Source organism: Natronosporangium hydrolyticum, from assembly GCF_016925615.1.
In the GTDB taxonomy this organism is placed as follows: Bacteria; Actinomycetota; Actinomycetes; order Mycobacteriales; family Micromonosporaceae; genus Natronosporangium; species Natronosporangium hydrolyticum.
This window is the reverse complement of the sequence record NZ_CP070499.1, coordinates 4999328-5016926: the sequence shown is the minus strand read 5'-3', so window position 1 is coordinate 5016926 and position 17599 is coordinate 4999328. Positions and strand designations below refer to the sequence as shown.

General features: G+C 69.9%; 17 protein-coding genes. 8 read left to right on the top strand and 9 right to left on the bottom strand.

All coding sequences use genetic code 11. The annotated features are described in order from the left end of the window. Positions 1–91: 91 nt before the first annotated feature. Positions 92–982, bottom strand: a complete 891-nt coding sequence (locus JQS43_RS22660) for an LLM class flavin-dependent oxidoreductase (RefSeq protein WP_239676386.1) — start codon at positions 980–982, stop codon at positions 92–94. 158 nt (positions 983–1140) lie between these two features. Here JQS43_RS22660 and JQS43_RS22655 point away from each other — a divergent pair, with 158 nt between their 5' ends. Further along, complete coding sequence (locus tag JQS43_RS22655) at positions 1141–2208, top strand: IS30 family transposase (protein WP_239676385.1); 1068 nt, start codon at positions 1141–1143, stop codon at positions 2206–2208. Positions 2209–2231: 23 nt separating this feature from the next. Here JQS43_RS22655 and JQS43_RS22650 read toward each other — a convergent pair whose 3' ends face one another. Beyond that, positions 2232–3125, bottom strand: coding sequence for a CDP-alcohol phosphatidyltransferase family protein (locus tag JQS43_RS22650; RefSeq protein ID WP_239676384.1), 894 nt, complete (start codon positions 3123–3125; stop codon positions 2232–2234). An 89-nt stretch (positions 3126–3214) separates the two neighbouring features. Here JQS43_RS22650 and galE point away from each other — a divergent pair, with 89 nt between their 5' ends. Continuing rightward, on the top strand, positions 3215–4210 hold the full coding sequence (galE, locus tag JQS43_RS22645) for a UDP-glucose 4-epimerase GalE (RefSeq protein ID WP_239676383.1): 996 nt from the start codon (positions 3215–3217) through the stop codon (positions 4208–4210). On the opposite strand, the gene JQS43_RS22640 is transcribed toward galE, so the two are convergent. Further along, a complete protein-coding gene (locus JQS43_RS22640; protein WP_239676382.1) occupies positions 4211–5143 on the bottom strand; it encodes an alpha/beta fold hydrolase in 933 nt (310 codons plus the stop codon). Further along, positions 5136–5618 (bottom strand): hypothetical protein, encoded by a 483-nt coding sequence (locus JQS43_RS22635; protein WP_239676381.1) that lies wholly within the window; start codon positions 5616–5618, stop codon positions 5136–5138. Before JQS43_RS22635 ends, JQS43_RS22640 begins: the two co-directional genes overlap by 8 nt. A gap of 104 nt (positions 5619–5722) precedes the next feature. On the opposite strand from JQS43_RS22635, the gene JQS43_RS22630 reads away from it, so the two are divergent. After that, a complete protein-coding gene (locus JQS43_RS22630) occupies positions 5723–6745 on the top strand; it encodes an Rpn family recombination-promoting nuclease/putative transposase (RefSeq protein ID WP_239676380.1) in 1023 nt (340 codons plus the stop codon). Positions 6746–6780: 35 nt separating this feature from the next. Here the strand turns inward: JQS43_RS22630 and JQS43_RS22625 are convergent, their stop codons facing one another. Both JQS43_RS22625 and JQS43_RS22620 read right to left on the bottom strand, forming a co-directional pair. Then, a complete protein-coding gene (locus JQS43_RS22625; protein WP_239676379.1) occupies positions 6781–8334 on the bottom strand; it encodes a glycosyltransferase in 1554 nt (517 codons plus the stop codon). Positions 8335–8354: 20 nt separating this feature from the next. Next, positions 8355–9695 (bottom strand): glycosyltransferase, encoded by a 1341-nt coding sequence (locus JQS43_RS22620; protein WP_239676378.1) that lies wholly within the window; start codon positions 9693–9695, stop codon positions 8355–8357. A gap of 175 nt (positions 9696–9870) precedes the next feature. Here JQS43_RS22620 and JQS43_RS22615 point away from each other — a divergent pair, with 175 nt between their 5' ends. From JQS43_RS22615 to JQS43_RS22600, 4 genes are read left to right on the top strand one after another with little or no spacing between them, the layout of a single operon-like run. After that, the gene (locus JQS43_RS22615) at positions 9871–11076 is read left to right on the top strand and encodes a nucleotide sugar dehydrogenase (RefSeq protein ID WP_239676377.1); all 1206 of its coding nucleotides are present in this window, start codon (positions 9871–9873) and stop codon (positions 11074–11076) included. Further along, complete coding sequence (locus JQS43_RS22610) at positions 11073–11846, top strand: glycosyltransferase family 2 protein (RefSeq protein WP_239676376.1); 774 nt, start codon at positions 11073–11075, stop codon at positions 11844–11846. The genes JQS43_RS22615 and JQS43_RS22610 overlap by 4 nt, the downstream gene beginning before the upstream one ends. Then, complete coding sequence (locus JQS43_RS22605; RefSeq protein ID WP_239676375.1) at positions 11839–12864, top strand: NAD-dependent epimerase/dehydratase family protein; 1026 nt, start codon at positions 11839–11841, stop codon at positions 12862–12864. The genes JQS43_RS22610 and JQS43_RS22605 overlap by 8 nt, the downstream gene beginning before the upstream one ends. Continuing rightward, positions 12861–14714: an arabinofuranosyltransferase gene (locus tag JQS43_RS22600; RefSeq protein ID WP_239676374.1), complete on the top strand. Its 1854-nt coding sequence runs from the start codon at positions 12861–12863 to the stop codon at positions 14712–14714. Before JQS43_RS22605 ends, JQS43_RS22600 begins: the two co-directional genes overlap by 4 nt. A 37-nt stretch (positions 14715–14751) precedes the next feature. Here the strand turns inward: JQS43_RS22600 and JQS43_RS22595 are convergent, their stop codons facing one another. From JQS43_RS22595 to JQS43_RS22585, 3 genes are read right to left on the bottom strand one after another with little or no spacing between them, the layout of a single operon-like run. Continuing rightward, complete coding sequence (locus JQS43_RS22595; protein ID WP_239676373.1) at positions 14752–15762, bottom strand: Rpn family recombination-promoting nuclease/putative transposase; 1011 nt, start codon at positions 15760–15762, stop codon at positions 14752–14754. A 49-nt stretch (positions 15763–15811) separates the two neighbouring features. After that, the gene (locus JQS43_RS22590) at positions 15812–16210 is read right to left on the bottom strand and encodes a VOC family protein (protein WP_239676372.1); all 399 of its coding nucleotides are present in this window, start codon (positions 16208–16210) and stop codon (positions 15812–15814) included. Then, positions 16207–16572: a DUF1801 domain-containing protein gene (locus tag JQS43_RS22585; RefSeq protein ID WP_239676371.1), complete on the bottom strand. Its 366-nt coding sequence runs from the start codon at positions 16570–16572 to the stop codon at positions 16207–16209. Before JQS43_RS22585 ends, JQS43_RS22590 begins: the two co-directional genes overlap by 4 nt. An 85-nt stretch (positions 16573–16657) precedes the next feature. On the opposite strand from JQS43_RS22585, the gene JQS43_RS22580 reads away from it, so the two are divergent. Further along, positions 16658–17584 carry a LysR family transcriptional regulator gene (locus tag JQS43_RS22580; RefSeq protein WP_239676370.1) on the top strand — a complete coding sequence of 309 codons (927 nt, stop codon included), beginning with the start codon at positions 16658–16660 and terminating at the stop codon, positions 17582–17584. Positions 17585–17599 lie beyond the last annotated feature (15 nt).

Below are 17599 nucleotides of genomic sequence, written 5' to 3'. Positions count from 1 at the left end.
AGCCTAAATTTTTTCAGGCTATTCGGCCAAGGCGACGATTCGCGGCGTGGACATTCGCGACCTTGATCGGCTCTACGGTCGGTGACGAGGGTCAGGCACCGTCGGGGTTCCGGATCGTGGGCAGCAGCTCGCTGACCACCCGCTCCAACGTGGTCTCACTGCCGGCGTACCAGCTGTCGGCTCGCGGCCAGTGGGTGATCACATCGGTGAAGCCGAGTTCGGCGGCGCGCCCGGTAGCCTCCGCGAAGTAGTCCACGCTGGTGAGCGAGAAGACCGGGGCGGCGTCGAGCGACAACACCCGGTCGAGGTCGGCGGGGTCGCGGCCGGCGGCGATCGCCAGCTCCTCGAAGTGGGTGACCAGCGCGGCGACCGAGCGCCACCACGCGTCGAGGTCGTCGGCGGGAGAGCCGATCGTCACCCAGCCCTGGCCGAGCTGGGCGGCGAGCCGCATCGAGCGCGGGCCGTTCGCCGCAACCAGGAACGGGCACCGGGGTTGCTGGACACATCCGGGGTGGCTGCGGGCATCGACGGCTCGGTAGTGGTCCCCCTCGAAGTCGGCGCGGCCGTCGCGTAGCAACCTGTCGAGCAGGGTGACGAACTCGGCGAACCGGTCGACCCGCTGCCGCTTCGTGAGCGCTGGTAGGCCGAGGACCCGGTCGTCGTGTCCGGTCCCACCGGCGCCGATCCCGATCGTGAGCCGGCCGCCGGTGAGGTCGTCGAGCGCGGTCACCTCTCGTGCGAAGTGGACCGGGTGGCGGAAGTTCGGGGAGGCGACCAGCGTGCCCAGCCGGATCCGGGAGGTCACCGTGGCGGCGGCGGTGAGGGTCGGAACCGCGTCGAACCAGGGGCCGTCGACGAGGTCCCGCCAGCCGAGGTGGTCGTAGGTCCAGGCATGGTCGAAGCCGTACTCTTCCGCGAGCCGCCAGCGGCGGGACGCCTGCGCCCAGGGTTGGTCCGGGAGGATCACGATGCCGACGCGCATGGCCGCTCACGCTACCGGACTCCAGTGTCCCGCCGATCATGAGCGTCCAGTGCCCCGCCGATCATGAGCGTGGTGGCCCGACACGCCCGCTTCGGTTCAACCGGTCCGTGCAAGTGGTTCGTTGACCACGGCATGGACCGGTTGAACGGAGTGGGTGCATGGCTCGGGCGCATGTGTTGACGTTGGGGCACCGGCAGGTGATCGAGAACCTATGGCGGCAGGGATCGACCTTCGAGCAGATCGCGGCAGCGCTCGGGGTGGGATTCTCGTCGGTATGGCGGGAAATCGCACGGTCGCATTCCTCGCGGCATGGAACGAAAAACCCGCTCGGGCCGGTGCGGGGCGGGCTGTACCGGTGGGGCTACACCGCCCAGTGGGCGCAGCGACACGCCGAGAAGCGGCGTGCGCGGCCTAAACCCCGCCGACTGGACCACAAACCGTTGCGTGAGCAAGTCGCTACCTGGCTGCGGCAACGTTGGTCGCCTCAGCAGATCACCCACTCCTTGCGGCGTACCTTCACAGGTATGCCCCAGATGCAGGTCAGCCACGAGACGATCTACAAGTCCATCTATCTGCAGGCGCGGGGAAGTCTGCGGGAGCTGGTCAACGACGCGCTACGTACCGGCCGTAAGCAGCGGCGTTCGCAGTCCCGCGCCGCGCAGGCCGCCCGGGGGGCGATCTGTGGTAAGCCGTGGGTGACCGAGCAGGTGCATATCTCGGCGCGTCCGGCCGAGGCCAACGACCGGGCAGTGCCCGGGCATTGGGAAGGTGACCTGGTCCTGGGCCGTAACAACGCCTCGGCGATGGTGACTCTAGTGGAGCGCACCACCCGGTTTGTGATGCTCGGCGCATTGCCTGTTGACCGCTCCAGCCCGGAGGTATTGACGGTAGTGCGCGGATTGATGGCCCGCCTGCCGCAGCATCTAGTGCGTTCGCTGACCTGGGACCAGGGAAGCGAACTGGCTGGTCATGCCTCCTTCACCCTGGCCACAGGCTGCCCGGTGTTCCTGTGTGATCCGCACTCGCCCTGGCAGCGGGGCACCAACGAAAACACCAACAGGCTGCTGCGTCAGTACTACCCGAGAGGCAAAACCAACTTCTCTGTCGTCAGCCAGGCCGAGATGGACACGGTCGCGGTGTCGCTGAACGGCCGTCCGCGGGAGACCCTGGGATGGGATACTCCCGCGGAGGCCTTGAATCAACTACTCCTTGCACCGACCGCTTGAAACCACCCCGGCGTGTCGGCTGTCTAGCTCATGATCGGCCCAGAGGGGCGGGTGGAGGCGTGGCCGGCTGCGGCGTCCTCGTCCGGCGCGGTGGGCTGGCGGCCGACCGGCGCCGGCGCCGGCGGCTGGTCAGTCGGCTCGGCGTCGGCGCGCCGGGCGGCGAGCCAGAACCGGGCGATCAGCGCGGCCTCGAACGCTACCAACGCCAGCCCGGCGACGCCGGTGACCCAGAACAGCCCGGCGGGGGCGGTCGCCGCCACCACCAGCGGCGCGACTACCAGCACGGCCATCTCGAACTCGATGCCACTGACCAGGTTGAATCGGATTCGGCGCTGGTGTAGCCAACGCCGAACCTGACCAGCGAGCCCGCCCGCCGGGCCGGCGGCGGTGTCGAGTAGGGCCTCGTCGTCGACCGGGTCGCCGGCCCGGCGGGCCAGCGACGCTCGCGCCTTGTCGGTCTCGGCGCCATTGACATACCCGAAGAGCGCCAGGAAGACCACCGCGATGGCGGCGAAGAGGAAGCCGGCGTTGTCGGTCTGCAGGAACTGGCCGGCGAAGAGGGCGATCACACAGATCATCACCCGAATCCGGTCCAGGAAGAAGTCCAGCCAACCGCCGAAGACGGAGCCACTGCCGGTGAGCCGGGCGAGCTTGCCATCGATGCAATCGATGGTGAAGCCCACGTGGTAGAGCAGCGCGCCGACTATCAGCCAGCCGGGCTGCCCGGTCAAGAAGGCGGCTGCCGAGCCCATGCCCAGCAGAAACGCGGTGATGGTGAGCCGGTTCGGGGTGATCCAGGCACGGCCGGCGGCGACCCGCACCAGGCGGCCCGCGACCGGGTCCACCAACAGCACCGTCCACCACGAATCGCGTACCTTGTAGGTGGCGCGGACCTGCTGCATGGAGAAGCGGCTCACCTGCGTCACCCCACGTTCAACAGCTGGTCATATGCGAGTCAACAGCCTAGCGGCGTAGCATCCGTCCGGCGAACCAGGGAGGGGAAGGCGTGAAGGTCCTGATCACCGGCGGAGCGGGCTTCATCGGAAGCACGATCGCCTCTGCGTGCGCAGACAACGGCGTTGAGTCAGTCATTTTGGACAATTTGGTCACCGGTCGGGCTGAGTTTACCGACGGTCACCGCTTCTATCGTGGCGACATCGCCGACGGGGCCCTGCTGGATCAAATCTTCGCCGACCATCCGGAGATCGAGGCGACGGTTCATTGCGCGGCGCTGATCGTGGTGCCGGAGTCGGTCAGCGACCCGCTCCGCTACTGGCACGCGAACGTCGCCAAGACCATCGCGTTCGTTCAGCACCTGCTGCGCAACGGTCGGCCCCGGCTACTGTTCAGCTCGACCGCCGCGATGTACGGCCCGGGAGACGATTTCGCGGTCGACGAGGAGTCGGCGATCGAACCGGGCAGCCCGTACGCCCGGACCAAGGCCGCGGTCGAGGTGATGCTGCAGGATGTGGCGGCCGCCACCGAGCTGCGGGCATTGTCGCTGCGTTACTTCAACCCGATCGGCGCCGACCCGCAACTGCGCACCGGCCTGCAGACCCCCCGCCCGACCCACCTGCTCGGCAAGTTGATCGAAGCCTCTGAGACCGGCGCCGAGTTCGCCATCACCGGCACCGACTGGCCTACCCGGGACGGCACCGGCATCCGCGACTTCATCCACGTTTGGGACCTGGCCGCGGCCCACCTGGCGGGGCTGCGCAGCTTCGACGAGGTGGTTCCAAAGGACGGCTCCGGCTACCAGGTGATCAACCTGGGCACCGGCACCGGCACCACGGTGCGGGAGATGCTGGTCGGGTACGAGCAGGTCACCGGCGAGTCGCTGCGCACCCGGGAGACCGGGCCCCGGCTGGGCGACGTCGCCGGCGCCTACACCCGCAGCGACCGGGCCCGTCGGTTGCTCGGCTGGACGCCCGAGCACTCCCTCGCCGACGGCATCCGAGACTCGCTGCGCTGGGCCGAGGTGCGGGCCGAGCGGCTGGGCTGATCACCCATCCCACGCCGGCAGCGGTTCGCCGGCCAGGAAGGCGCTGATCAGCGCGGCGAGCCGGGCCGGGTGCTCGGCGGCGAGCGCGTGGCTCGCACCGGGCAGCGGCTGCACCCGCAGCTCTGGGCGCTGCGCCGCTATGGCCGCCAGGTCGCGCCGCAGCCCGGTGCGGTACGCCGCGTAGAGCTCCCCGAACGCCTGCTGTTCGGGTAGGTCCTCGGTGGCGAGCAGATGAAGCGCCGGAGCCGTGGCTCGTCGGTACGCCCCGAGCAGGTCGAAGCTCGCGATCGCGGTCTGCAGCGCAGCCACCGTGTCGGCGCCCGGGCGCAACCGGGTGGTGCCATCCGCCTGCCGCCGCAGGCTGCGTCGGAACCCGTCGACCAGCGCCTGGCCCGCCTCGCCGTACCGCTGGGCGACCTGTTGCTGGGCCGCCTCGGCCGCCGCCAGCTGTTCATCGGTGAGCGGTGCGGACATCGCTGCGGCCATCGCCGCGAACGTGTCGTGCAGGCGGCGGAGGGCCTCTTCGGCATCGGCGGGATCCATCCCGGCAAGCTGCTCCGGGTGGGTAGGGGACGGGTTGCCGTCCAGGTTGATCACCCCGGGGCAGTCATGGTGGTGGCTGGCCCAATGCGCGGCGACCATGCCGCCCAGCGAGTGGCCGACCACCGCCGGAGGGTCGAGCGCGAGCGCCTTTACCACCGCGGCGAGGTCGCCGAGCACGGCATCCCAGGTCCACGGGCCGTCGCCGGATCGGCCGTGACCGCGCAGGTCCACAGCGACGACGCGATGCCGGCTGGTGAGCGCGGTCGCTAGTGGTCGGAGCGCGGCGAGGTTGCTGCCGGCGCCGTGGAGCAGCAGCAGCGGAGCGCCGGCACCGTCGAAGTCGGCCACGACGATGGGTACTCCGCTGTCGGTGATGGTCGATTCAGTCATGCTGGGTCTTCCTTTCCGCAGCGGCTCGTCGCTGGAGCCGGGTCCGGATCGAGGTGGTGGCGACGCCGCCGTCCGGATGCCGGGCCAACCGACCCCGATTGAGCAGGTCGTGCACCCCTTGTCGGGTGATGCCCAGCATGGCCCCAGCGACCGGGTAGCTGACCGAGGCGGCGGCAGGGTGACCGACCCGGTGTGCGACCACCTGCCCAAGGGGGGTGCGCCACCAGTCGGGTGGCGGGTCGAATGCCTGGTCGCCCGGGTAGAGCGCGGCGACCAATCGGGCGGCGGTGGCGACCACCTGTGGCCTGCTCCCGTCGATTAGGCGGTCGGCTAGCTCGCCGGCGTGCCGCTCGACGCGGCGCCGCAGGGTGGCTACGGCGCTATCGCCGTCGAGCAGGATCTCTAGTGGATCGAGTAGTCGAGCCCCGATCACCTGGGTCAAGTGCGCAACGAGGTCCGGGTGGCTGGGCGGCATCGGCTCACCTCCTTGACGTTCATTGTCAAGCACTTGACGTAAGGCGTCAAGTCGTTCCCTCGATCATCCGCGTTCTGTCGGTGGCTGGGGGTAGGTTGCCGGTCATGTCGGGTGATTCGAGTCCACATGATGCGGTGTTTCGGCGGATGCTGGGGGAGCCAGCCAACGCGGCCTCGCAACTGCGGGCGGTGCTTCCGCCGGAGTTGGCCGACCAGCTGGACCTGGCCCGGTTGACCCGGCTGCCGGGCAGCTTTGTGGATGCCAAGCTGCGGTGGCGGCACTCGGACCTGCTGTTCACCGCCCCGTTGGCCGGTGGTGACGGGCACAGCGGAGACGAGCGCAGCCGGGAGGCGTTCATCTATGTGCTGGTGGAACACCAGAGCGGCACCGACAAACTCATGCCGTTGCGCATCCTTCGATACATGGTGCGCATCTGGGATGCGTTTCTGAACGAGCATCCACGAGCACACCGGTTGCCGGCGGTGTTCCCGCTGGTGGTGCACCACAACCGGCAGGCGTGGGACGCTCCGACCGAGCTGGCCGACCTGTTGGATCTCGACCCGGGCACGGTCAAGGCTGCCGGTGAGTTCCTGCCCCGGCTGCGGTTTCTGCTTGATGATCTGACCGTGGTGGACGAGGCGGCGTTGCGGGCGCGGCCGGTGACTGCGCCGGTGCGGTTGACGCTGCTGCTGTTGAAGATCGCCGCGGGTAACGCCGGCCTGGCTGATGATCTTCGGCGGTGGTCCGATCAGTTGCAGGTGGTGCTGCAACGGCCCAGTGGCATTGAGGATTTCGTCACCATGCTCACGTATATTCAACAGGTAGGTGAGGTTCCTGCGCAGGAGTTGTATGACCTGTTCGCAGGGCTGGGGCCGACAGTGAAGGAGGCGTTCGTGACCACCGCTGAGCAGCTTCGCGCCGAAGGTGAAGCCCGTGGTGAGGCCCGCGGTGAGGCCCGTGGTGAGGTCCGTGGGCGTGCCGAGGCGCTGACCCAGTTCTTGACCCACAAGTTCGGCCCGCTTCCGCCGGACGTGCACGATCGGGTTCATACCGCCACCGTCGAGCAGCTTGAACGCTGGACCGGTCGGGTCGTTACCGCCCGCACCCTGGCAGAGGCCTTGGACTAACCGACCAGCACCGTCCAGCGACCCGGCAGCCGTCCCTACCTGCGGCGGAGTCTCCGGGTCGCCCGGGTGACGGCGAGTCGCGCCACCATCCAGGCGGCGCGCCCCAGTGACCGGGCTCCCGCCACCTCCACTGAACTCGGTAGCCACCTACCCACCGGTGCCTCCGTGAGCACCGGCCCGGAGGTGAGCATTGCTTCGGGGAATCCGGCCAGGTCTACTACCCCGACCTGCTCGGCCGGCAGGGTTCCGGCACCGTACACCTCGGCCACCACTGCGGCGAGAGTTTCACCCTCCTCGCGTACCCAGCCGGCTCGGTGCAGTGCCGCGGTTCGCCACAGCTCCGCCGTGCCGGCCCCGGGTAGCTCCACCCGGACCAGGCCGAGCCGCCCGGAATCGGCGTACTCCAGCAGTCGGCGCAACGCCGGCCGGGTGAGCCCCACCGCGGGCGGTAGCCGCAGCAGGTACGGGGAGGGGAAGCCGGTCGTTGGCGCCTCATCTAACAGGCGTACCCGAGGGTCGCCCTGGTAGGTGGCGGCGAGCAGCCGCAGGTCCAGCTGCGGGTCGTGCAGCGGCGAACCCCGCTCCGCGGACAGCTCCCGCCACGGGCCCACCAGCGCCACCCGCAGGTCCGCCTCGTCGCTGGCGAGCACCGAGTCGACCGCGGCCCGGACCCGCTCCAGCGACTGCCCGCCCACCGGTGCCACCACCGTGACCAGCGGTACCGACCAGCCGGTGCCGCCTACCCGGCGCAGCCACCGCGGCTGCGGCATCCGGTCGGCCAGGAACGGCCGGTTGTAGCGCTGGAGGACCAGCTCATGCCGCATCATGTGGGTGGCGCCGAGGTGCCAACTGTGAGCGGCCGGCTCCGGGACGAACAGCGCCCCGGCCTGCGCCAGCCGGTAGCCGAACTCGGTATCCTCCCCCAGCCGCAGGTCGGAGTCGAGCCCGCCGGTGGCCTGGTACAGCTCGCGCCGTAGCGCTGCGGTCGCCCCGACATGGGCCAAGAATCCAGTGTGGTCGGCGTCGCGCAGCTGCCGGGTCCGGGCGATCTGCGCTTCCACATAGTCGTGACCGGTGCTGGGCAGCTCGTTGAAGAGTTCGCCGGCCGCGTCTTCGTCGCAGGCGGCGGCGACCTGATCGGCTGTGGGCCAATAAGGCGCGTCCGGCGCAACATCGACGAAGCGTTTCCAGCCCAGGGTTACCGCGTACGGCAGTTGGTGGTGCCACCGGGCCTGCGCTTCTACATGGGTCGGGTAGACCACCATGTCCGCGTCCAGCCAATGGATGATCTCGCCCGTGCTCTCCTCCGCGCCGGCCCGCAGCGCGTTCGCCCGCCCCCAGCCCTGCTCCGGACGGATCACCCGGCAACGGGCCGGCCGGAGCTTCGGCAGGGTCAGCGGCGGTTGCGAACCGTCGTCGACCACCACGACCTCCAGCAGTTCTGCCGGGTAAGTCTGGTAGGCGAGCGAGGCCAGGGTGAGATCGAGGCTCGGCTGGCACTGGTACGCCGGGATCACCACGCTCACTGTCCGGGTGGGGCGCCACTGCCCCAGCGGCGGCACCGCCACCGGCGACCAGTCGTTACGCACCGGTCGGGGGCTCGTCCCGGTCATCGAGCCGGCCCGGTGCCGAACTCGGCGTACGCGGGAAGGCCCGGCCAGGTCCGCAGCGGATCCCGCTTGAAGTACTCCAGGCCCGGGTCCCAGGTGTGGCCGGCGCCGTGCCGGGTATAGATAAAGCCAAGTGGATGGGTGCGGTAGACCGATCCGCCGCCGGCGATGATCTGGTCGAGCAGCGCCCGGTCGACTGAGTGTGGCACCGCCGGCCAACCCCCGGAGGCGGCCAGCTCCGCGCGGGTCAGGGCGATGGTGCCGCCGGCCACGGTGTCGGTCTCCGCCTCCGCGGCCATCCGCCGGCGGACGGTCATCTCGTCCGGCTCCAGGTAGACGAACTCGGCGCCCTTGCCGACGACGGTGGCGTTGCTGTAATGGCGGGCGAGGACCAGATCCCAGATGTGCTCCGGGCCGTAGCGGTCATCGTCATCCACCTTGGTCACCAGCTCGCCGGTGGCGGCTCCGGTCGCGGCGGCCAACGCCTCGCCCAGCACCTGGGAGGCCGGCACTTCGATGATCCGCAGCGGCCGGTCCCCAGCCGACAGGCCGGACGGGGCCGGCGAGCCGTGCACCCCGACCACGATCTCCAGCTCCGGGTAGGTCTGACCGGCGAGCACCGCTACGGCGTGCGCCACCAACTGCGGGCGTTTGGTCACCAGTAGCGCCGAGACGGTCGGCGGGCGGGTGCGGGCCAACCCTGCTGCGTGTTCCCGGATCGCCAACCGGCGCTGCCGGACGCTGCGCAGCTCCCACTCCATCGCGTCGGCGTCCCGCGCCGGCAGCGGGGCGGCGATCACCTCGGCGAGTTCGGCCGCCACGCCGGGCGGCGGCTGCGAGGCGTGCAGGACCACCCCGGTCATCGCCAGTGGGACCAGCACTCGCGCGAGCCGTTCCGGCGGCGCCGACGCGGCGCCTGCCCAGGTCACCGCCGCCAGTTGGGCAAGCACCTCCGACTGCCGGGCGTCGAGCGCCGCGCCGACCCGGCCGGCCACCACGGTGACGCCGTCGCCGCTGCGGCGGACCTGCCACTGCTCGTCGCCTTCGGGCAGCACCAGCTCCGCCAGCGGCAACGGTGGCCCGTGGCGGCGCCGCCCGCGCGGGCTGGCCGCGGCGGGCGTCACCAACACCACCCCGTCCGAGGCGGTCACCACCTCGGTCGTCGGCGTGGCGGGCAGCGGCAGCTCGGCGGACCATCGCGGCAGCCGGCGGGGGAACCGGTGCCGCCACGCCTGAGCGGCATGGCGCAGCCGGGTCCGCAACCGGACCCGTACCCGGAGCGTGTGCAGCAGCCCGGCTGACCGGCCGCGCCCCTGGGCAGCGCGTGGTGGCATGGTCATCCCTCCTCACCCTGCACGCTAGTGAACCCGCGCGGCTAGCAGCTGACGTTTCGGTGAACGTCGCTGTTGGGCGGCTCATCTATCAGCGCCACTGGCGCCGGAGCGCTGGCGCTCTGCCGGGGTGGTTCCGGCCAATAGCCTGATAGAGCGTGCCGATTCTGCTTACGCTGGGTAGGTGCAGGCTAGCGGAGACGCGCGCCCCACCGATGTGGTGATCATCGGCGGCTGCGGTCGAGCCGGGTTGCCGCTGGGGCTGGCGTTCGCCGCACGCGGGATGACGGTCACGCTCTACGACATCAACGCCGAGGCGGTCGCCAAGGTCAACGCTGCCCAGTTGCCGTTCGCCGAAGCCCATGCCGGTCCGCTGCTCACTGAGGCGGTCGAGCACGGCCGGCTCTGGGCTACCACCGACGACGCGAGCGTCGGCGACGCCGAACAGGTCATCGTGGTGATCGGCACCCCGGTCGACGAACACCTCAACCCCGACCTCGACGCAGTTCCGCAGGCACTGTCCCGCTGCCTGGCCCACCTGCGCGACGGCCAACTGCTGGTCCTGCGATCCACAGTGCATCCGGGAGTTACCGCCCTGACTGAACAACTGCTCACCCGGCACGGTCTCCGGCTCGATGTAGCGTTCTGCCCGGAACGGATCGCGGAGGGGCGGGCGCTGACCGAACTCTTCTCGCTGCCGCAGCTCGTCGCCGCCCGTACCGCTACCGCGGCGGACCGGGCCGAAAAGCTGTTCCGGCACCTCACCGAGCAGATCGTCCGCCTTACCCCGGAAGAGGCCGAGTTGGCGAAGCTGTTCACCAACACCTGGCGGTACATCAAATTCGCCACCGCCAACCAGTTCTGGATGATGGCCAACGACGCCGGGCTCGACTACCAGCGCATCCAGCACGCCATCACCTTCGAATACCCCCGCGCCGCCGATGTCCCGCTGCCCGGGTTCGCCGCCGGGCCGTGCCTGCTCAAGGACACCCTGCAGCTGGCCGCCTTCCACCAGAACAACTTCGTCCTCGGGCACGCCGCGATGCTCATCAACGAAGGGCTTCCGCTCTACCTGGTGAACCGGCTCGCCGCCCGCTACGACCTGCCCCGGCTCACGGTGGGGCTACTCGGCACCGCCTTCAAGGGCGGCAGCGACGACCCGCGCGAGAGCCTCGCGTACAAGCTGCGAAAACTGCTGACCGTACGAGCTCGGGCGGTGATCTGCACCGACCCGTACGTGGTCGACGATCGGCTGGTGCCGCTGCCGCAGGTGCTCGCCGAGGCCGACCTGCTGGTGCTCGGCTCACCCCATCCAGAGTATGCCCAGCTCGCCACCGAGCTGCCGATTGTGGACATCTGGGGACTGACCCGACGGGGGGTGCGGGTGTGACACCACAAGTGAGCGTCATCGTTCCGGTCTACCACGAAGGCGAGGCGGTAGTGCCCAGCCTGGAACGAATCGGTCGGGAGGTGCTCCTGCCGGCGGAGATTCTGGTGGTGCACGACACCCCGGACGACCCGTCCGTCCCGTACGCCGAGCAGGTCGCCCGTCGCGACCCCCGCGTCCGGGCGGTGCTCAACACCTACGGCCCGGGCCCGGCCCACGCGGTCCGCTTCGGCATCGACGAGGCGCGCGCCCCGGTAGCGGTGGTGACCATGGCCGACGGCTCGGACGACCCACGGCAGATCGACGAGTTGGCGCGGCTCGTCGAGCGGGGCGTGGTGGTGGCCGCCGCTTCCCGGTACATGCCCGGCGGCCAACAGGTCGGCGGGCCCCGACTCAAAGGCCTGCTCTCCCGGGCCGCCGGGCGTAGCCTGCACCTGCTGGCCCGGGTCGGCACCCGCGACGCCACCAACAGTTTCAAGGCGTACGACACCGCCTTCGTGCGTACCGTCGGGATCGACTCCCGGGCCGGGTTCGAGATCGGCCTGGAGTTGACCGCCAAAGCCACCCGGCTGCGGTTGCCGGTCGCCGAGATCCCCACCATCTGGCTGGACCGGCGGCTCGGCGACTCCCACTTCGACCTCGGCCGGTTCCTGCCGGCGTACCTGCGTTGGTACCGCTACGCCTTCGGGCCGCGGCTGCCGCTGACCCGGGTCGCCAGCGGCGGGGCACGGCGCCCGCACCGTCGCTCACCCCGGGTGGGTAACCGTGGCTGAGGTGCTGGTCACCGGCTCGGCCGGGTTCATCGGTGGCTACCTGGTGCAGGAGTTGCTCAGCCAGGGGCACCAGGTGATCGGGCTGGACGACCACAGCAAGTACGGGCCGGTGGCACACTCGTACGATGATCATCCCCGGTTCCGGTTCATCCCCGGCGATGCCCGCGACCCGGAGTTGCTCACCGAGCTAGCGGCCGGCTGCGACCAGCTGATCGCCGGTGCGGCGATGATCGGCGGCATCTCCTACTTCCACCAGTACCCGTACGATCTGCTCGCCTGCAACGAACGGATCGCCGCCGCCACCGGCGACGCGGCGATCACGGCCCACCGGTACGGCCGGCTCCGGAAGGTCACCTACCTGTCATCGTCCATGGTGTACGAGTCGGCGGACCGGTGGCCGTCGGCGGAGGGCGACGAGCGGCGGATCCCGCCACCCCTGTCGTCGTACGGCTTCCAGAAGCTCGCGGTCGAGTACTGGGCCCGCGCCGCGTACGACCAGTACGGCCTGCCCTACACCATCGTGCGCCCGTTCAACTGTGTCGGCGTGGGCGAGGCCCGGGCGTTGGGCGAGGCCACCGCGCTCTCCGGCAACGTCAAACTCGCCCTGTCCCATGTAGTACCCGATCTGGTGCAGAAGATCCTCAAGGGACAGGACCCGGTGCACATCCTCGGAGACGGCAGCCAGATCCGGCACTACACCTACGGCGGGGACCTGGCCCGCGGGATCGTCACCGCGATGACCCACCCGGCCGCCGAGAACGAAGACTTCAACCTCTCGACCAACGAATCCACCACAGTACGCCAGCTGGCCGAGCTGATCTGGGCGAAGATCAAGGGCCCGGATGTTGCATTCCGGTACCTGAGCGACGACCCGTACCCCTACGATGTGGCCCGTCGGGTCCCCGACATCGGCAAGGCCCGACGGTTGCTCGGCTTCGAGGCGGTCACCCCATTGCCGGAGATGCTGGACGAGGTCATCCCCTGGGTCGCGCAGGCGATCGCCGACGGCCGGCTGTGACGATCGTCGGCCGCGGGCTGCGGGCGGCCCGCCCGTGGCTGTTTCTGGCCGGGGCCGCGGGCCTGGTCCTACTCGCGGGCACCGCCGACTACCACCCGTTCAGCCTGCGGGTGGAGTACGCGCTGCGGGCCGCGGTAGTGGTCCTGGTCGCGGTCGGCGTCGGCGGCTACGCCTGGTCACTGCGGCGCAGTCGGACTGAGCCGCAGGCGAACCTGCGCGGAAGCTGGGGCACCGACCTGCTGCCGGCCGTGCTCGGCGGAGTCGCCGGACTGACCCTGACGGTGCTACTCAACGGCACCCCGTACGCGCTCGGCGGGCTCACCGCGGACCAGACCTTCCGCACCGCCGCGATCACCCGGTTCGCCGACTCCCCCGGCACCGCCGACTTCACCTTCGCCGGGCTACCGGCTTTCTACGCCCCGGCGTACTTCTGGGTGTTGGGCCGGGCCGCCGACCTGGCCGGTGTCGAACCGTGGCGAATGGCCAAGATCGGTGCCATCGCCGCCGCCCTGGCGGTGCCGGTCGTCACCTACCTGCTGTGGCGACGGCTGGTGCCGGCGTACGCGGCGGCGCTGATCGCCGGGGTGCCGCTGCTGGTCCAGGACGTCTACCAGCCGTACGCCTGGCTGGTGCTCTTCGCCATCGTGCCCTGGTGGCTGGAGGCGGTGCACGGGGTTCGCCGGCCGGGTCGGCGGGTGGGAAACCCGCTGTTACTCGGGCTGATCGGGGCGGTGCTGTTCCTCACCTACTACTACCTCTTCCTGGTGGCAGCCCTGTCACTGCCGCTGTTTCTGCTGGCGGAGCGGCTTCGGGGCCGCTGGCCGTGGCGGCAACTGGGCCGGGCCGCGCTGGTACTCGCCATCGCCGCTGCCGGGTCTGCCCTCTACTGGCTGCCGCTGTTGATCAGCATGATCCGTGCCGACCATCCCGAGTCGCTGGCGAACCGGTGGTTCACCAGCAGCCACCCACAGCTGCCGTTGCCGATGGCGGACGGGACGCTGACCGGGCTGCTGGCACTGGTCGGCCTGGTGTTCCTGGTGTGGGCCGCTCCGCGGGAGGCGCTACCGCGCGGACTGCTGGTGCTGCTGCTCGCCGCGTACGGCTGGTATCTGTTGGGGGCGGCGGCCGCGGCGGTGGACGATCCGTTGCTCAGTTTTCGGGGCAAACCACTGGTGCCGCTGATCCTGTTGAGCGCCGCAGCGCTGGCGGCGGTGCGGCTGACCCGGCTGGTCGCCGCCCGGGTCCAGTCCGGTGACGCCGCCCGGGCGGTGGCGGCGGCGCTGGCGGTGCTGTTGGTGGTGCTGGTCGCGGCCGGGCAACAGCTCGTCACCGAGCTGCGGGACAGTCCGCTCACCGAGCTGGCGCACGCCGACGCACTGCCCGACGGATCGCTGCCGACCCATCACCCACCCGACGCGGAGCCGGCCGCCGCGTCCGCGGTACAGCTGGCGGCCGCGATCGACGAAAGGTACGCCGGCCCGGGGCACCCGGTGGTGCTCACCGACCGGGCGGACCTGCTTGCCCTCTACCCGTACTGGGGGTTCCTGCAGTGGAACGCCCACTACGCCCACCCGGCTGGGGAGTTCAGCGCCCGGGCAGAGTTTGTGGACCGGCTCGCTGTTGCGGGGCCAGCGGAGCTCTCCCAGCTGGCGGCGGAGAACGCCTTCGACCCAATCGACGGGGTGGTGCTGCCGATCGAAGGTGACGACGCGGTGCTGCGCTACGCCGCCGACGCGTTTCCGGCGGGGGTGCGGACGATCGAGGTCCGCTTCCCGCGGGGGGTGTTCGCCGCCGCCGGCTTCGAAACCACCGAGGTCAATGGCTACCTCGTCGCCGTCCGACCTCGCTAAACCGGGGCCGCCATCGGCGGTGGTGGTGCTGGTCGGTTTAGTCGAGGGCCTCTGCCAGGGTGCGGGCGGTGACGACCCGACCGGTCCAGCGTTCAAGCTCCTCGACGGTGGCGGTATGAACCCGATCGTGCACGTCCGGCGGAAGCGGGCCGAACTTGTGGGTCAAGAACTGGGTCAGCGCCTCGGCACGCCCACGGACCTCACCACGGGCCTCACCACGGGCTTCACCTTCGGCGCGAAGCTGCTCAGCGGTGGTCACGAACGCCTCCTTCACTGTCGGCCCCAGCCCTGCGAACAGGTCATACAACTCCTGCGCAGGAACCTCACCTACCTGTTGAATATACGTGAGCATGGTGACGAAATCCTCAATGCCACTGGGCCGTTGCAGCACCACCTGCAACTGATCGGACCACCGCCGAAGATCATCAGCCAGGCCGGCGTTACCCGCGGCGATCTTCAACAGCAGCAGCGTCAACCGCACCGGCGCAGTCACCGGCCGCGCCCGCAACGCCGCCTCGTCCACCACGGTCAGATCATCAAGCAGAAACCGCAGCCGGGGCAGGAACTCACCGGCAGCCTTGACCGTGCCCGGGTCGAGATCCAACAGGTCGGCCAGCTCGGTCGGAGCGTCCCACGCCTGCCGGTTGTGGTGCACCACCAGCGGGAACACCGCCGGCAACCGGTGTGCTCGTGGATGCTCGTTCAGAAACGCATCCCAGATGCGCACCATGTATCGAAGGATGCGCAACGGCATGAGTTTGTCGGTGCCGCTCTGGTGTTCCACCAGCACATAGATGAACGCCTCCCGGCTGCGCTCGTCTCCGCTGTGCCCGTCACCACCGGCCAACGGGGCGGTGAACAGCAGGTCCGAGTGCCGCCACCGCAGCTTGGCATCCACAAAGCTGCCCGGCAGCCGGGTCAACCGGGCCAGGTCCAGCTGGTCGGCCAACTCCGGCGGAAGCACCGCCCGCAGTTGCGAGGCCGCGTTGGCTGGCTCCCCCAGCATCCGCCGAAACACCGCATCATGTGGACTCGAATCACCCGACATGACCGGCAACCTACCCCCAGCCACCGACAGAACTTGCTGCCGCCACCGATCAGGCCGCTGGCTCCGCCGCGTCGGCTGCATACCAGCGCAGTTCGACGGTATTGCCGTCCGGATCCTGCACATAGAGGGAGTGGCCCGAGCCGCGGGCGCCGAATCGGACCGCCGGCCCGTCGAGCACAGTGAACCTCCCTCCGTCGACCACCTCTTGCCAGTCCAGCGGCTCGACCACGAGGCAGAAGTGGTCGACGTTGGTGCCGCCGCACGGCTGTTCGACCAGGTCGATGATGGTGCCAGCATCGACCCGTACGGACGGGAATGGTGCCGCACCGGCGCGCCATCGGTCGACCCGTACCGGCGTCAAGCCCAACTGGCCGCAGTAAAACTCCAACGAACGTTCCGGATCTCGGACGTTGATGACCAGATGATCGAAGTCGATGACCCGGATCACTGCGGCTGCTCCAGGGCGAGGGCCTGGTGCAGCCAGGTAGTGATGCGCGGCGCGTCGATGTCGGTGAGACCGGTGAGCTTCACCGAGGCCATCCGCCGGGCTCCGGGTTTGAGCCGGCCGTCGGGGTCGTTGACGTCCTGGCCGCGCCACAACCCGAAGGTGACATCGGAGCGGTATGCCTTGAGCAGGCAGACCGGCCGTTGGCCGGGATTGTCGCCCAGCCCCCAGACCGGGTGTCCGTGGTAGAGCACGCCGGTCGCGTCCGGCAGCGCGGCTTCGATGATCTCGCGGGCGCGGTGGCCGACCTGCCGCAGGGGGTCGTCGAGCGCGTCGAGGTACTCGGTGACGCTGGTGGGTTTCATGGTCCCAGCATCAGCCAGCTGGTGACGGGGCGCCAAGCCATGATCGGGCTACAATCGTTGAGCCAGATTCAACGAACGGAATGCGATGCTAGAGCGGCACGAGCTGGAGACCTTCCTGACGCTCTCCGAGGAGCTGCACTTCGGCCGTACCGCTGCCCGGCTGCGAGTCACGACCGGCCGGGTGAGCCACGTGATCAAGAAGCTGGAGCGCCGGATCGGAGCGCCGCTGTTCCACCGCACCAGCCGGGTGGTACGGCCCACCCCGGTCGGTCAGCGCCTCGCCGCCGACCTCGCGCCGCTGGTCAGCGAGATGACCGCGGCGGTGCACCGAGCGATCGATGCTGGCCGCGGCCTCACCGGCCAGCTGCGGGTGGCGTACCTGGGCGAGTTGACAGCGCCGGTGCTGCGCCGGGCGGTCACCCTGTTCACCGAGCGTCACCCCGACTGTCGGGTCGAGGTGCACGAGCTGCAACTGGCGAACACCCGCGCCAGCCTGCTGGACGGCTCCATCGACCTGCTGATCGCGTCCTTCCCGTTCGACGGCATGGCCTGCGGCCCACCGCTGCTGCACGAGCGGCGGGTCCTGGCGGTCGCCGCCGATCACCCGCTCGCCCGCGAGGAGTCGGTGTCGCTGGAGGTGCTCGCGGACCATCCGGTGGTGCAGTATCCCGCCGTGACCTCGACCGAGTTTAAACGCGACCGTACCCCCGACCGCACGCCGGCTGGCCGGCCAGTGCCGAAGGGGCCGGCCGGCAACACGTTCTCCGAGATGCTGTCACTGGTCGCGATGGGACGTGGGGTGCTGCCGGTCGGAGAGCAGAGCCGGGCCTACCACCCCAACCCAGACCTGCGGTATGTGCCGATCCGGGATGCGCCGCCGATCGCACGGGGGCTGGTCTGGCTGGCGAGCAACACCAACGCCAGGCTGCAGGAGTTCGTCCGGGCAGCCACCGACGCCAACGCCCACTCCCACTCCCCGCGCACGTCCGCCCCCCGACCACCCGACACGTAACGCACCCCGAGCCGT